At 60.6% G+C, this 12,629-nt stretch carries 15 protein-coding genes; 4 read left to right on the plus strand and 11 right to left on the minus strand.

The features are described from left to right. Nucleotides 1-5 precede the first annotated feature (5 nt). The 5 genes from plsX to trpB all read right to left on the minus strand — a co-directional run bounded on the left by plsX (nt 6) and on the right by trpB (nt 6,162). The gene (plsX, locus tag NW806_RS08855) at nt 6-1,076 is read right to left on the minus strand and encodes a phosphate acyltransferase PlsX (protein WP_414410825.1); all 1,071 of its coding nucleotides are present in this window, start codon (nt 1,074-1,076) and stop codon (nt 6-8) included. A gap of 374 nt (nt 1,077-1,450) precedes the next feature. Next, entirely contained in the window at nt 1,451-2,887 is a 1,437-nt protein-coding gene (radA, locus tag NW806_RS08860; protein WP_414410826.1) for a DNA repair protein RadA, read from the minus strand. 12 nt (nt 2,888-2,899) lie between these two features. Further along, the gene (gene aroC, locus NW806_RS08865) at nt 2,900-4,036 is read right to left on the minus strand and encodes a chorismate synthase (protein ID WP_414410827.1); all 1,137 of its coding nucleotides are present in this window, start codon (nt 4,034-4,036) and stop codon (nt 2,900-2,902) included. A gap of 35 nt (nt 4,037-4,071) precedes the next feature. Further along, nucleotides 4,072-4,812: a pantothenate kinase gene (locus NW806_RS08870; RefSeq protein ID WP_414410828.1), complete on the minus strand. Its 741-nt coding sequence runs from the start codon at nt 4,810-4,812 to the stop codon at nt 4,072-4,074. Between the two features lie 87 nt (nt 4,813-4,899). Further along, nucleotides 4,900-6,162, minus strand: coding sequence for a tryptophan synthase subunit beta (trpB, locus tag NW806_RS08875; RefSeq protein ID WP_414410829.1), 1,263 nt, complete (start codon nt 6,160-6,162; stop codon nt 4,900-4,902). A 420-nt stretch (nt 6,163-6,582) separates the two neighbouring features. On the opposite strand from trpB, the gene NW806_RS08880 reads away from it, so the two are divergent. Genes NW806_RS08880 through NW806_RS08890 form a run of 3 tightly spaced genes read left to right on the plus strand, consistent with a single transcriptional unit; the run spans nt 6,583 to nt 9,045 of the window. Further along, entirely contained in the window at nt 6,583-6,867 is a 285-nt protein-coding gene (locus NW806_RS08880; protein ID WP_414395544.1) for a hypothetical protein, read from the plus strand. Between the two features lie 49 nt (nt 6,868-6,916). Then, entirely contained in the window at nt 6,917-7,480 is a 564-nt protein-coding gene (locus tag NW806_RS08885; RefSeq protein WP_414410830.1) for a helix-turn-helix domain-containing protein, read from the plus strand. Then, the gene (locus tag NW806_RS08890; protein WP_414410831.1) at nt 7,480-9,045 is read left to right on the plus strand and encodes an Hsp70 family protein; all 1,566 of its coding nucleotides are present in this window, start codon (nt 7,480-7,482) and stop codon (nt 9,043-9,045) included. Before NW806_RS08885 ends, NW806_RS08890 begins: the two co-directional genes overlap by 1 nt. Nucleotides 9,046-9,320: 275 nt before the next feature. On the opposite strand, the gene NW806_RS08895 is transcribed toward NW806_RS08890, so the two are convergent. The 6 genes from NW806_RS08895 to psbE form a co-directional block, all read right to left on the minus strand. After that, nucleotides 9,321-9,434, minus strand: coding sequence for a photosystem I reaction center subunit VIII (locus tag NW806_RS08895; protein WP_414395550.1), 114 nt, complete (start codon nt 9,432-9,434; stop codon nt 9,321-9,323). Between the two features lie 38 nt (nt 9,435-9,472). After that, a complete protein-coding gene (locus NW806_RS08900) occupies nt 9,473-9,943 on the minus strand; it encodes a photosystem I reaction center protein subunit XI (RefSeq protein ID WP_414395552.1) in 471 nt (156 codons plus the stop codon). Between the two features lie 488 nt (nt 9,944-10,431). Continuing rightward, the gene (locus NW806_RS08905; RefSeq protein ID WP_414410832.1) at nt 10,432-10,551 is read right to left on the minus strand and encodes a photosystem II reaction center protein J; all 120 of its coding nucleotides are present in this window, start codon (nt 10,549-10,551) and stop codon (nt 10,432-10,434) included. 118 nt (nt 10,552-10,669) lie between these two features. Next, the gene (locus NW806_RS08910; protein ID WP_414395556.1) at nt 10,670-10,795 is read right to left on the minus strand and encodes a photosystem II reaction center protein L; all 126 of its coding nucleotides are present in this window, start codon (nt 10,793-10,795) and stop codon (nt 10,670-10,672) included. Nucleotides 10,796-10,801: 6 nt separating this feature from the next. Further along, nucleotides 10,802-10,951: a cytochrome b559 subunit beta gene (gene psbF / locus NW806_RS08915; RefSeq protein WP_414406122.1), complete on the minus strand. Its 150-nt coding sequence runs from the start codon at nt 10,949-10,951 to the stop codon at nt 10,802-10,804. A 62-nt stretch (nt 10,952-11,013) separates the two neighbouring features. Continuing rightward, the gene (gene psbE, locus NW806_RS08920; protein WP_414360519.1) at nt 11,014-11,259 is read right to left on the minus strand and encodes a cytochrome b559 subunit alpha; all 246 of its coding nucleotides are present in this window, start codon (nt 11,257-11,259) and stop codon (nt 11,014-11,016) included. Between the two features lie 167 nt (nt 11,260-11,426). On the opposite strand from psbE, the gene aroB reads away from it, so the two are divergent. Then, complete coding sequence (gene aroB, locus NW806_RS08925) at nt 11,427-12,551, plus strand: 3-dehydroquinate synthase (RefSeq protein WP_414410833.1); 1,125 nt, start codon at nt 11,427-11,429, stop codon at nt 12,549-12,551. Nucleotides 12,552-12,629 lie beyond the last annotated feature (78 nt).

Genomic DNA, 12,629 nt, shown 5'->3' on the forward strand with positions numbered 1-12,629 from the left:
GGGCCCTACCCTTCCCCTCGCTCTAGGGATCCCAACGGCAAGGGACCGGAGGTGTTCCCAGGGCGCTGCTCGGTGCTGGCTTCAGGTTCGCGAGGGTCAACCATTTCCGCCTGCAGTCGCTGCAAGACTTTCTGCTCTGCCGCCTCTTTGGCTAGACGAATGGCGTGGTACACCATTGGCGCCTTGGAGCTGCCGTGGGTAATGACGCAGATGCCGTTAACCCCCAGCAGCAAGGCGCCCCCATACTCCACGTAGTCCATGCGCCGCTTTACCTGCTGGAGGTTAGGCTGGAGCAGCCAGCAACCCAGCTTGCCGCGCCAGCCCCGGGGCAGCTCTTCCCGCAGCACCTGAGTGATCACCTGGCCGACGCTCTCAGCAAACTTGAGCAGGGCGTTGCCGACAAAGCCGTCGCAAACCACCACGTCAAAGTCCCCGGTCAACACGTCTCGCCCCTCGGCATTGCCGGCAAAGTGGATCCCTGGCAACTGGGCCAGGCGCTGGTGGGTGGCTAGGGCTAGATCGTTGCCCTTGTTGGGTTCCTCGCCGATGTTGAGCAGGCCTACCCGCGGCTTCTCAATCCCCAGGACGCACTGGCAGTAGAGGGATCCCATGCGGGCAAACTGTTCCAAAAAGCGGGGCCGGCAATCCACGTTGGCACCCACATCCAGCAACAGCACCGGCTTTCCTTTGAGGGTAGGCAAAAGGGCGGCGATGGCTGGGCGGTCAATCCCTGCCAGGCGACCCAAGTGGAGATAAGCGGCCGCCATTGCCGCACCCGTGTTGCCGGCGGCCACCACTGCATCCGCCTGCCCAGCGCGCACCTGCTGCATGCAAACATTGATGGAGGCTTTCGGCTTTCTGCGCACCGCCAGAGGCTCTTCGGCCATGCCCACCTCTTCCTCGGCAGGCACAAGGGTAACCTTAGGTGGCAGGGGCCGGGGTAAAAAAGGCTCGAGGGCCTCTAGCCGACCTACCAGCGCAATCTCCACCTGCAGCTGCTGTTGGGCCAGTAGGGCGCCCTTGACAATCTCCGCGGGAGCGTAGTCGCCCCCCATGGCATCAACCGCAATTCGCACGAGTTGACCTCACCCTGCAACCCTTTTAGTCAGCCGACCTTGCGGATCGCCGCTCTCTAGATCCCGTCAGCCGCAAGGGGCTACCGAATTCTACCAAAAAACTGGATCCAAAGCCCTGCCCCCTGGCCACCTGCCCCAGGGCGGCTTTGCCCCCTACAGCGATAGGGCAGTCACCTACAGGCTGCTAACTCGGAGCCTCTTGGTCAGATTTCCTAGGAAGAGCAGCTATCGCTCTGCCTAGGCGTTCACGCTGGAGACGATGAGGTACACCACGAAGAGAAACAGGGCTACCAGCGCTATAGCTCGATCCCTCGCCAACGCTAATCGTGTGCCCACCTGCCCAGGGATCCGGTTGCCGTTCGTAAACCTCCATTCTAGGACGTTCTCCCATAGCTGGCTTCAGCAACAAGGCAAGGTGGGGCTTCGGACTCGGAGCTAGGCAGAGCTACCAGCAGAGCCTCCAGCAGCCGCTGCACTCGGCTCAGGCGCAGGCCCGCATCGGCCAAGACGGGGCTGTTGGGGATGATGGCGTGGCGGAAGCCCAGCTTGCTCGCTTCCTTGAGGCGCTGCTCCAACTGGGCCACCGGGCGCACCTGCCCCCCTAACCCCACCTCCCCAATCAAGACCGTGAAGGGATCCACCTGGCGATCCCGGAAGCTAGCGGCCACCGCCACGGCCACCCCCAAGTCGGCAGCGGGCTCGGCCACCTGGATGCCCCCGGCGGAGGCGACGTAGGCATCGTACTTGGAAAGCGGGATCCCTACCCGTTTTTCCAGCACTGCCAAGATCTGTAGGAAGCGGTTGAGCTCGATGCCCGTAGCAGTGCGGCGGGGGGAGCTGTAGCTGGTGGGGCTGACTAGGGCTTGCACCTCTACCACCAAGGGGCGAGTGCCCTCCCAGGCGACGATAGTAGCTGTTCCCGGCGTAACCTGATCCCGACTGCTTAAAAAAAGCTGCGAGGGATTGTCCACCTCCACCAAGCCAGAGGCAGTCATCTCAAAAACGCCAATTTCCTGAGCTGCCCCAAAGCGATTTTTGACGGCGCGCAGCAGGCGGTGGCTCTGGAAGCGATCTCCCTCAAAGTACAAAACTGTATCCACCAGGTGCTCCAGCACCTTGGGCCCGGCCAGGGATCCATCCTTGGTTACATGGCCAACGATGAGCAGGGCCACCCCCAGCTTCTTGGCCACTCGCATCAATAGGCCGGCGCATTCCCGCACCTGGGAAACGGATCCCGGCGCTGAGCTGAGCTGCCCCCAGAAGATGGCCTGAATGCTGTCGATGATCGCCACCTGCGGCTGTAGGGCCTGGATCTCGGCCACAATGGCCTCCAGCTCGGTCTCGGCCAAGAGGTAGAGCTGCTCGCTTTCTACCCCCAGCCGCTCGGCGCGCAGCTTAATCTGCTGGGCTGACTCCTCCCCCGACACATACAGGGTGGGCTTGTGCTTGGCTAGATGCGCGGCAGTCTGCAGCAGGAGGGTGCTCTTGCCAATGCCTGGCTCCCCGCCGATGAGCACCAGGGATCCCGGCACAATGCCACCCCCCAGCACCCGATCAAACTCGCCAAAGCCGGAGGAAAGGCGAGGGTGGCGATCCGAGCACACCTGGGTGATGGGGAGAGCTAACTGGGGGATCCCGTTGGTGCGGCTAGGCGGGGGAACAAGACGCTGCAGTGGCCTAGACTTGGGGGAGGGGGTGACGACTACCTCCGTCAGCGTGTTCCAGGCGCCACAGTTGTCGCAGCGGCCAAAAAACCTAGGATAGCGCTCGCCGCACTGGCTGCACTCCCAGACAGTTTTGGTCTTGGCCATGGCTGGTAACTCCTAGCCTTGGGAAGCGGCGGTGACAGGAAGGGGCACCTCCGGCAAGACCAGGGATCCACACTGGGCGTGGTGGCGCAGCAGATGGTCGCAGAGAACTATGGCTACCATCGCCTCCACCATCGGCACTGCCCGCGGCAAGACACAGGGATCGTGGCGTCCCCGCGCCGCCAAGACAGTCTCCCGGCCGTCGAGGGTAACCGTGTTTTGGGGCTGGCGAATGGTGGCAGTGGGCTTGAAGGCCACCCGCAGGACGATGTCTTCGCCATTGCTGATGCCCCCTTGGATGCCGCCGGAGCGGTTGCTGCGGGTGCGCCAGCCGCTGGGAGTCATGTAAAACTCGTCGTTGTGCTGCTTGCCGGTCAGGTAGGTGCCGGCAAATCCCGACCCAATCTCAAACCCCTTGCTGGCGGGCAGGGACATCACCGCCTTGGCCAGGTCGGCTTCCAATTTGTCAAACACCGGGCAGCCCAGGCCGCGGGGCACATGGCGGGCCACGCACTCCACCACTCCCCCCAGGGAATCCCCTTCCCGTGCTGCTGCTTCAATTTTCTGGATCATGGCCGCCGCTGCTTCTGGGTCGGGGCAGCGGACAATGTTGGCTTCCACCTGCTCGGCTGTTACTGAGCTGGGATCCACCTGGGCCTCCACGTCTTTAACCCGTTGCACGTAGGCCAGGATCTCCACCCCTGCCGCCAGGCGCAGGATCTTCTTGGCAATGGCTCCGGCAGCCACCCGGCCAATGGTCTCCCGCGCTGAGGCCCGTCCTCCCCCCTGCCAGTTGCGGATGCCGTACTTGGCCTGGTAGGTGGCATCGGCATGGGAAGGGCGAAAGGTGGTGGCCATTTCGCTGTAGTCCTGGGGGCGGGCGTCCTGGTTGCGCACCAGGATGTGGATGGGCGTGCCCAGGGTAAAGCCCTGAAAAACGCCAGAGAGGATCTCGCAGCGATCGGCTTCCTGGCGGGGAGTTGTGATTTGGCTCTGGCCGGGACGGCGCCGATCCAGCTCTGCCTGAATGTCGGCCTCGCTCAGGGGCAGCCGCGGTGGGCAGCCGTCCACCACCACCCCCACCGCCCCACCGTGGGACTCCCCGTAGGTGGTGACAGAAAACAGGACGCCGAAGGTGTTGCCGTTGGCCATGGGATCCCGTTGAAAATCCCCCTGTGCTGATAGCTTTATTCTGCCCTAGGCAACTGCTGGGCGGCGCGGTGCAACTGACGGCAGCTGGCAATTCCCCACAACACCAGGTGAGGATCCCAGCGCAGCTCTGGGTCGAGGGGGCGCAGGTGGGGATAGAGCAGCTTGCCATCGCCGCCAGTTAGCAGCAGCGGGCCTTGGGGAAAGCGGCGGCGCCAGTCGGCAAGGAACTCCCGCAATCCCGCTAGCAGCGTATGAAGGATGCCGCTGTGGATGGCGGCTACGGTGTCCCTGGCCCAGCGGGGGGGCAAGGGATCTGCCGGATCCCACTGCACTTTGGGCAGTCGGGCGGTGTGGTCGGCTAGGGCTTGCGCCTGCAGCCCCAGGCCAGGCAGGATTGCCCCTCCCACCAGGGATCCCTCAGGGTCAGCTCCCGTCAGGGTTAAAGCAGTGCCGGCGTCGATGACCAAACAGGGCCAGCCGTAGCGGATCCCAGCGGCCCACAGAGCTAGTGCCCGATCCAGCCCCAGGCTTGGGTAGGGATCCCGCAGCGGCACCTGCGACAACTCCAGGCAATGCACCCAGGGAGATCTCGGCGGCAAAGGGGCAGAGCCGACAGCAGCTAGCCACAGCTCCGTCTCTTCTGGCCAGGCCAAGGGCTGGTGGGTGGGAAACTGCTCTACCTTGATTAGGTTCTCTCCGGCAAACCAGCCCCAGCGCACATGGGTGTTGCCCAGCACGGCGGCTAGCCACAGGTCTACTTGGGCCTCAGAACTCATGCAACAGCTTCCGCCTCCATGGGATCTGCAGGGAGCCCAGCAAGCTGCCATTTTCGGTAGGCGCCTTGAGTCCCTCTAGGCGAGACCCTAGGCTAGGCTGCGCCCCCGCTGCTGCAAGTACTTGAAAACGGTGTTCAAATCTTTGTCGCCCCGCCCAGAGCAATTGACCACTACCCGCTGCTGGGGGCCAAGTTGAGGGGCTAGGGTCTTCAGGTAGGCCAGGGCGTGGGCCGTCTCTAGGGCGGGGATGATTCCCTCCAGGCGCGACAGCAATAGCAGCGCCTCCACCGCCTCGTCGTCGGTAACTGCGTAGTACTCAGCCCGCCCAATCTCCTTTAAGTAGCTGTGCTCCGGCCCCACACCGGGGTAATCCAAGCCAGCGCTGATGGAATGGGCCTCCTGCACCTGGCCCTCTTCATCTTGCAGCAGGTAGCTCATGGCCCCGTGCAAGACCCCAATGCGACCGCGGCTGAGGGTCGCGGCATGGCGGGAGGTGTGCAAGCCCTCCCCGGCAGCCTCGATGCCGATAAGCCGCACCTGGGGATCCTGAACAAACTCGTTGAACAACCCCAGGGCATTGGAGCCGCCGCCTACACAGGCCAGCAGCACGTCCGGCAGGCCTCCCCATTTCTCTTGACACTGCTGTCGCGTCTCCTGGCCGATGATATCGTGAAAGGTCCGCACCAGCTTCGGGTAGGGGTGGGGTCCAGCCACCGTGCCAATGACGTAGTGGGTGGTCTCCACGTTGGTTACCCAGTCGCGGATGGCCTCGGAGAGGGCGTCTTTGAGGGTGGCTGTGCCTGATTCGACCCCCCTTACCTCAGCGCCCAGCAGGCGCATCCGCTGCACATTGGGGGCCTGCCGCTCCATGTCCACTGCCCCCATGTAGATGACGCATTCCAGCCCAAAACGAGCACACACCGTTGCCGTGGCCACCCCATGCTGGCCAGCGCCAGTCTCGGCAATGATCCTTCGCTTGCCCATGCGCACCGCCAGCAGCACTTGGCCAAGGGCGTTGTTGATCTTGTGGGCGCCGGTGTGGTTGAGATCCTCCCGCTTCAGGTAGATCTGGGGGCCGCCGTAGTGTTCAGTAAGCCGCTGGGCAAAGTAAAGGGGACTGGGCCGCCCGACAAAGTCCCGCAGTAGGCTGTGAAACTCGGCGCGAAAGTCGGGATCCTGCCAATGCCGCTCAAAGGCTTCCTCCAGCTCTGTGAGGGCACTCATCAGGGTTTCCGGCACAAACCGGCCCCCAAACGGCCCAAACCGGCCCTGCGGATCCGGACGCACCCTCGGGTCAAGGGGATCCAAAGCAGCAGGATGGGCAGCAGTAGCTGGGGAAGTCGGGGTCATGGCAGAGGGTTAGCAGGAGTTTGGCAGCCGGCAATAGGAGATAAACTTCCCCAATTCTACAGAACTCTCAGGTAAGGAGATGGGCCGGCCTCTTTGTAGGGAAAAGATTTCCGGAGTCCTCGGATTTTGGTTTTGGGCGCAGCCTTCTCCAAGAGCAGCCTACACTTAGGGGTATGGAGAGGGCTACCGATCGCGTTAGCGGGACGGAGTCCTTGTTAAGAAGATCTGCCGCGTGCCTAGCCTGTCTGCTTGCCGGGCTCAGCTTGGAAAATGGAATCTCGGCCCAGTTAGGTTTTCAACCCTACATCAATGCCCGCTTTGGCTACCGCATCGACTACCCGGCAGACTTTATCCCCCAAGGGGAAGCTGACAACAGCGACGGCCAGGTATTTATCGGGAATCGGGAGCTGAGCTGCGCGCTTGGGGCGGCTACAACGTCTTTCAAGCAACGCCTGCCAGCGCCTTGCAAGAAGAGCTGCGCCGCAGCCGATCATCCGACGCCGGGTTACCTACCAAGTTGCCGGTCGGGATTTCTTTGTGATCTCTGGCTACGAACCAGACGGTCAGCGGATTTTTTACCTCAAAAAGCTTGTCCGACCTTCCCTGCAAGCCGGCTTTGAATTCGTGTACCCGGCCAACCGGCGCGAGCGCTACGACCGGGATGTGGAAGCTATAAGCCGTTCCCTGAGCCTTGTGGATCCCTGAGCCCAAACCCAAGTTGCGGCATGATCGTAGGGATCCCTGGCAAAATTCAATGGCCGAGAGACCGCTGGACAATTGGCTGCAGGAACGCATGCGGGCCGTTGGCCTCTTCTCATGGCGGGCCTTGCAAGCACGGGCAGGGATCAGCCGCCGTGCCCTCAATCAAGTGCGCCAGGGGAAGTGGGGATCCCTGCGTCTGGAGCAACTACAAAAGCTGGCTGCCGCCCTGCAGTGGGATTTGGGATTCCTGCTGCGCCTAAACGGACATGACAAAATGGGATTCACCGAACCACCGGAAGTCCTCTTCTCCCTGCTGCAGCCGCTGCTTACTAGCTACCCCACCGTTCGCGAAATCGCCCGCCGCAAGCCCGATTGGCCGGCCCAAAACGTAACGGCTCTCTTTCGCTCCTTGGATGCCCTGCTGCAGCACTGGGGGTATGAGCCCATCGGCAGCCCTCTTGAATCTGTCCCCTTCGACCCGCAACTGCACCAGCCAGATCAGCCGGATATTCGGCCAGGGGATCCCGTCTACATCCGCTTTGTTGGCTATCGCCGGGGAGACTATATCCTCTGCCCTGCCAAAGTCAGCCGCTCTCTGCCCGGAGGATTGAGCTGATGGCACCTGTCTCCAAAGCGACGCTAGCCATTGACTTTGGGACCAGCAATACGGTGGTGGCAGTTTGGGATCCCGTCCAAGCAGCGCCCCGCCTGCTCAGCTTTCCCGGTCTTTCCCGGCAGGAGCAAGCCCACTCGGCCATTCCCAGCTTGGTCTATGTGAAGGGCAAAAACCAGCTCCTCGTAGGGGAAACCGTGCGCGCCGGTCGTTGGGGAGCGGTGGATCCGCAGCGGCTGTTTCAGGGCTTCAAGCGGGAGTTGGTAGCAGAGTTTGTGCCTCCGCCGCGAGTTCTGGATGGGGAGCGCTACGACGCTGAGAGGGTAGCCCAGGCTTTTTTGCAGGCGGTGATGGAAGCTGTCCAGAAAGAGGGCCTGCAGCCGCAACAGGTGGTGTTTACAGCCCCTGTCGGCTCCTTTGAGCGCTACTTGAACTGGCTGCGGAGGGTGGCCGGCGCCTGTGGCTGGGATCCCATTCAAATTGTGGACGAGGCCACTGCCGCTGCCCTGGGCTATGCGGTCGGCCAGCCGGGATCCGTGGTGCTAGTGGTGGATTTCGGCGGCGGCACCTTGGATCTCAGCCTAGTGCGCACCCTGGCCCCCCAGGCAGGTAACTCCGTTCTCAAGGCGGAGGTGATTGCCAAAGCCGATGCCTACGTAGGCGGGGTGGACATCGACATCTGGATTGCCGAATACCTGCTGGGGCAACTGGGGCTAAGCCGACAGCAGCTTGGGGCCCTGAGCTGGATTACGCTTTTGGAGCAGGCAGAGCAGCTCAAGATTGCCCTTTCCACTCAGCCCGAGGCCGTGAGCAGTTGGTTTGACGACGAGGCCCTGATCGCCTATGAGCTGCGCTTGGATCGGCAGGCGCTGGAGGAGATTTTAGAAGCCCACCAGCTCTTGGATCAAATCCGCCAGTCCCTAGACGATGTCCTCCTCACCGCCCAGGCAAGGGGGTTGGCCAAAAGCCAAATTGAGCAAGTGCTTCTGGTGGGAGGGAGCTCCCAACTGCCGGCAGTCCAAGAGCTGCTCCGCTCCTACTTCGGCAAAAAGAAAGTCCGCTGCGAACGCCCCTTCGATGCCGTGGCCCTGGGCGCCCTGCAGGTGGGCTGCCAGGTGAAGCTGGAGGATCGCCTCCACCACAGCTACGCCATCCGTCTCTGGGATCCCTTGCAAAAAAGCTATATCTACTACCCTTTGTTCGAGCGGGGCAGCCCCTACCCCTGCCGGCGCTCCGAGCCCTTGATCTTGCAGGTGGCCAACGACGGCCAGACCGAAATTCGCCTCGATGTGGGGGAAGTGGCCCAAGTGGCCCAAGCCGAGGTGGTTTACGACGAGCTGGGGCGCATGAGCAGCCGCCAACTTACCCGGCAAACCGATTTCCGATCCCTGACCCCTGGTACTGCGCCAGCTTGCCTGGCCCGCCTGCAGCCCCCTGGGCGAGTCGGGGAAGACCGCCTGCGGGTAGAATTTGCCATCGACGCCTCGCGACGCCTGCTAGCCACCATTATCGACTTGCAGACTCAGCAGCCTTTGGTAGAAGCTCAGCCCGTAGCCACCTTAAGTTAGAGGATTCTACCTGGCCTGGACTTGCCTGGGTTTCCTGGTGAGCCAGCGGTGGGAACGCCAGCGCCGCCAAAGCCGCCCAGAAAACGGGTATTGTAACCTTGCTTTTTGGCTTGGTTAGGACGATGGTGTTGAGAACCCAGTTTTAGCTTTTGGCCTTCTACCAGCAGCAACTTTTCCATGGTGAAACAGCCGTTTTGCCAAAGTCCACCCTCCTGCCAAAAAGGGAGGGATCCCTGAATAAGGGATCCCTCTTCCAACACCCACCGAGACTAGAGTTAGTCGCGCTCAACGTACAAAAAGAGCACAGCCATGGCTACTGCCGGCAGCAGCCAACCAACAATGGGGATGAAAATCCAAGGAAGATAAGCGGCAGCGTAAGAACCGGTCATAGTCTTGCTCCCCTCCAGTACCTTGACAAGCTTGACAACTAATTCACCAATCCTCGGAAGATGGCATCGATCCCGGCAAAGTTCTCCAAAAGGAAGTAGGCAGCAAAGGCACCACCCATACCCCCTAGGAAGAACCCCGCTGTTAGATCCCCCCAGCCGCGGGCTGTGGACAAAGGATTAGCTCCTGGCGTTTCTGGCTTGTTTCCAAAGGTAACGCTGCCATAGGCCGACATACAGGCGGTTCCCAACAGCACAATGGCCATTGCCGTAACCAGTCCGCCCAAATTGGCTGCTCCAGGATAATCGCGCAGCGGGCCTAGAAGAATCTCCGGCCCCACCAGGAAGTAGCCGTGGGCCAAGCCAATCTCCAGCCCCCGCAGCAGAGGAGAGAGGCCGCGGCGGTTAATGGCAAGATTGTTGATAAACAGACGGGTGACAGGAGAATCGCTAATGGGCGTTGAAAGATGCCCCTCGCAGGGATCGTCATTGAAGGTGCGAACGTAATCCATGTCCGAAGATCCTGCCTGGAATTTTGGGATTCATTCTACGGGGCCTCAGCTCCCCTCCTAGCAGCCGCCGTCCGGATCGTTAAAAAAGTTCATGCTCGCTTAACAGAGATATAGACCCTTGTCAAGGGATCCGTTTTTGCCTGCGCCTCCCCAGTCCTTGACTTTTTCCTAGGCAAATAGCTTTTCCCAGCACCACTGCTGCCCAGGTGTTTCTAGGATCCTGTAAAAAAACCTAGCTGAAGTGCAGCTAGGTCAAAAGAATACGGCTCCTACCGCGAGATCCTCCCCTCCATAAATCAAGCCAAGGGGCACCCCAAAATAAAGGTACGCAAAGGTTGACCTTTGCGCTCTGGTCTAACGACGCCGTGCCACCCCACTGGATAAGACAGGACGGCGAGCTGCGCCGCACAGCTCTTCCTCCCCTTCACGCGAGGTAGAACGAAACAGAGCGAGGATTACTGCTCCTCGCCCTCCCCTACTTCTCTAAACTACACCGACGATCCAAGACCGGTATAGGAGCCGTAGAAGAAGAGTCCAACCACCGTAATCACCCCCAGCCCAACAACCACAGCCACTATCCACAGGGGGATCCTTGCTTGACTGGTCATAGCAACTGACCTCCAAAAGAACCGAAAGGAGATTACACTCCTAGCTTCCAGCAAAAACGGGTTTGCACTGATCCCTGGAGTCCTTCCTCAACTGTTAGAAGTAGGGATGACCCTCGCTTCAGTTGAGAAAGTAGCTAGAAAACAACAGGCCAAGCACAAACACCAACAACAAGCCCAGGTATAGGGAGGTGCGGTTTAGCTCTACCGGCTGGGTATTAGGGTTCTTTTCAGGTTGATCAGCCATAGGGGTTCACCGTTGAATAAACTGCATTGCCGCAATGGCTCCCAGAAAGAAAACAGTTGGGATGGCCAAAGTATGCACTGCCAGCCAGCGGACAGTAAAAACAGGGTAAAAAACAGGCTCGTCAGCATTGGGTTGAGTAACTGGTTTAGTTGCCATCGCTCAGACCTTGCCTCTTTTACAAACTGTAACAGTTGCGAAGTTGCTGCCCTCACCCCGTTCTAGCGCGTCAACCTCTCCAGCTGCTCAAGAGCGTTGAAGCGGTCGCTTACAATGGGCAATTCCTGACGCTCTGCGGTGAAGTACTCATTGGGGCGCGGCGTGCCAAAAATATCATAGGCTAGGCCCGTGCTCACAAAAAGCCAGCCTGCCAAAAACAAGGCGGGAATGGTCAGCGCATGAATGACCCAGTAGCGGACACTGGTAATAATGTCAACAAAAGGTCGTTCTCCGGTGTTGCCAGCCATGAAACTCCTCCCTGCGGTAGGGGCAAAAGCGCTTCTTGAACTTTTTGAGGCTATACCTCAATCATAAGGACTTCGAGGCACAACTACAAGTTAAGGCCGGATCCCATCCTAACCTGCAGGTGGGAGAAGGTGAAGTAACAGAGTGTGCCACCCTGGATTCCCCGCCCATGGATCCCTGTCTGATTCCTGTCAAGCTTCCCCACGGCTCCTACGACATCGTCATCCAATCTCCAGAAGGCCCTAGGGGCCGCAACCTCATCCACTTGGGATCGCAGATGCGAGCCAGAGGACTTGCCGGCAAGGCGCTGGTGGTGAGCCATCCGGGCATTGCCAAGCACTTTGCCGAAAAGTTGATGCAGGGCCTGCAACAAGCAGGATTTGCTGCCCATCTTTTTCTTTTGCCTGCTGGCGAGCGCTACAAAACCCTGCGCTCGGTGGCCAGGATCTACGACGCCGCCTTGAGCTTTGGCCTGGAGCGCTCTTCCACTCTCATTGCCCTGGGAGGCGGGGTCATCGGGGATATGGTTGGGTTTGCCGCCGCCACTTGGCTGCGCGGGATCCCTTGGGTGCAGGTGCCCACTTCGCTTTTGGCCATGGTGGATGCGGCCATTGGCGGCAAGACCGGCGTCAACCATCCTGGTGGGAAAAATCTCATTGGGGCCTTCTACCAGCCGCGCCTGGTGTGGATGGATCCAACGGTGTTGCAGACCCTGCCCCGGCGGGAGTTTACCTCTGCCCTGGCCGAAGTGATCAAGTACGGTGTCATCCAGGCCGCCGACCTGTTTGAGTTTTTGGAAGAGCAGCCCAGGCTAGGCCGCTACACCGATTTTGCCCCCTCAGACTTGCACTATCTGCTGCGGCGCTGTGCCGAGTGCAAAGCCTGGGTGGTGCAGCAGGACGAACGCGAAGGGGGCTTGCGGGCCATCCTCAACTACGGCCACACCCTCGGCCATGCCCTAGAAACCGTTACCGGCTACCGCCGCTACCTACACGGGGAGGCTGTTGCCATCGGCATGGTAGCTGCCGGGGAGATTGCCCGTCGCTTGGGTTGGTGGAGTGCCACCGAAGCCGAACGGCAGCGGCACCTGATCGAGAGGGCAGGGCTGCCCAGCCACTGGCCTGCCGGGATCCCTTGGGAGGCAGTGCTGCAGGCAATGCAGGCCGACAAGAAAGTTAAACAAGGACGGATCCGCTTTGTCTTACCGCGCCGGATTGGCCAAGCGGAGCTGACCGATCAAGTTGAGCTAGCCGATGTGCAGGCTGCTCTGGCTTCGATGACGGAAACCTCTTGAACCGCTCTGAAAGACTTATACAACGCTGGACAAAAGCGGACTTTTGCTCCAGGTTGACGCTTTCTTCCTGCTTCCACG

The sequence above is a fragment of the Synechococcus sp. W65.1 genome (assembly GCF_047461615.1).
Lineage (GTDB): Bacteria > Cyanobacteriota > Cyanobacteriia > Thermostichales > Thermostichaceae > Thermostichus.

What these genes read in the sequence shown, in the direction of transcription:
- NW806_RS08900 (WP_414395552.1), bottom strand. Translation starts at nt 9,943, where the DNA reads ATGGATTACGTTCGCACCTTCAATGACGATCCCTGCGAGGGGCATCTT.
- NW806_RS08910 (WP_414395556.1), bottom strand. Translation starts at nt 10,795, where the DNA reads ATGGCTGATCAACCTGAAAAGAACCCTAATACCCAGCCGGTAGAGCTA.
- aroC (WP_414410827.1), bottom strand. Translation starts at nt 4,036, where the DNA reads ATGGCCAACGGCAACACCTTCGGCGTCCTGTTTTCTGTCACCACCTAC.
- trpB (WP_414410829.1), bottom strand. Translation starts at nt 6,162, where the DNA reads ATGACCCCGACTTCCCCAGCTACTGCTGCCCATCCTGCTGCTTTGGAT.
- NW806_RS08895 (WP_414395550.1), bottom strand. Translation starts at nt 9,434, where the DNA reads ATGACCGGTTCTTACGCTGCCGCTTATCTTCCTTGGATTTTCATCCCC.
- radA (WP_414410826.1), bottom strand. Translation starts at nt 2,887, where the DNA reads ATGGCCAAGACCAAAACTGTCTGGGAGTGCAGCCAGTGCGGCGAGCGC.
- aroB (WP_414410833.1), top strand. Translation starts at nt 11,427, where the DNA reads ATGGATCCCTGTCTGATTCCTGTCAAGCTTCCCCACGGCTCCTACGAC.
- psbE (WP_414360519.1), bottom strand. Translation starts at nt 11,259, where the DNA reads ATGGCTGGCAACACCGGAGAACGACCTTTTGTTGACATTATTACCAGT.
- NW806_RS08885 (WP_414410830.1), top strand. Translation starts at nt 6,917, where the DNA reads ATGGCCGAGAGACCGCTGGACAATTGGCTGCAGGAACGCATGCGGGCC.
- NW806_RS08870 (WP_414410828.1), bottom strand. Translation starts at nt 4,812, where the DNA reads ATGAGTTCTGAGGCCCAAGTAGACCTGTGGCTAGCCGCCGTGCTGGGC.
- NW806_RS08890 (WP_414410831.1), top strand. Translation starts at nt 7,480, where the DNA reads ATGGCACCTGTCTCCAAAGCGACGCTAGCCATTGACTTTGGGACCAGC.
- psbF (WP_414406122.1), bottom strand. Translation starts at nt 10,951, where the DNA reads ATGGCAACTAAACCAGTTACTCAACCCAATGCTGACGAGCCTGTTTTT.
- NW806_RS08905 (WP_414410832.1), bottom strand. Translation starts at nt 10,551, where the DNA reads ATGACCAGTCAAGCAAGGATCCCCCTGTGGATAGTGGCTGTGGTTGTT.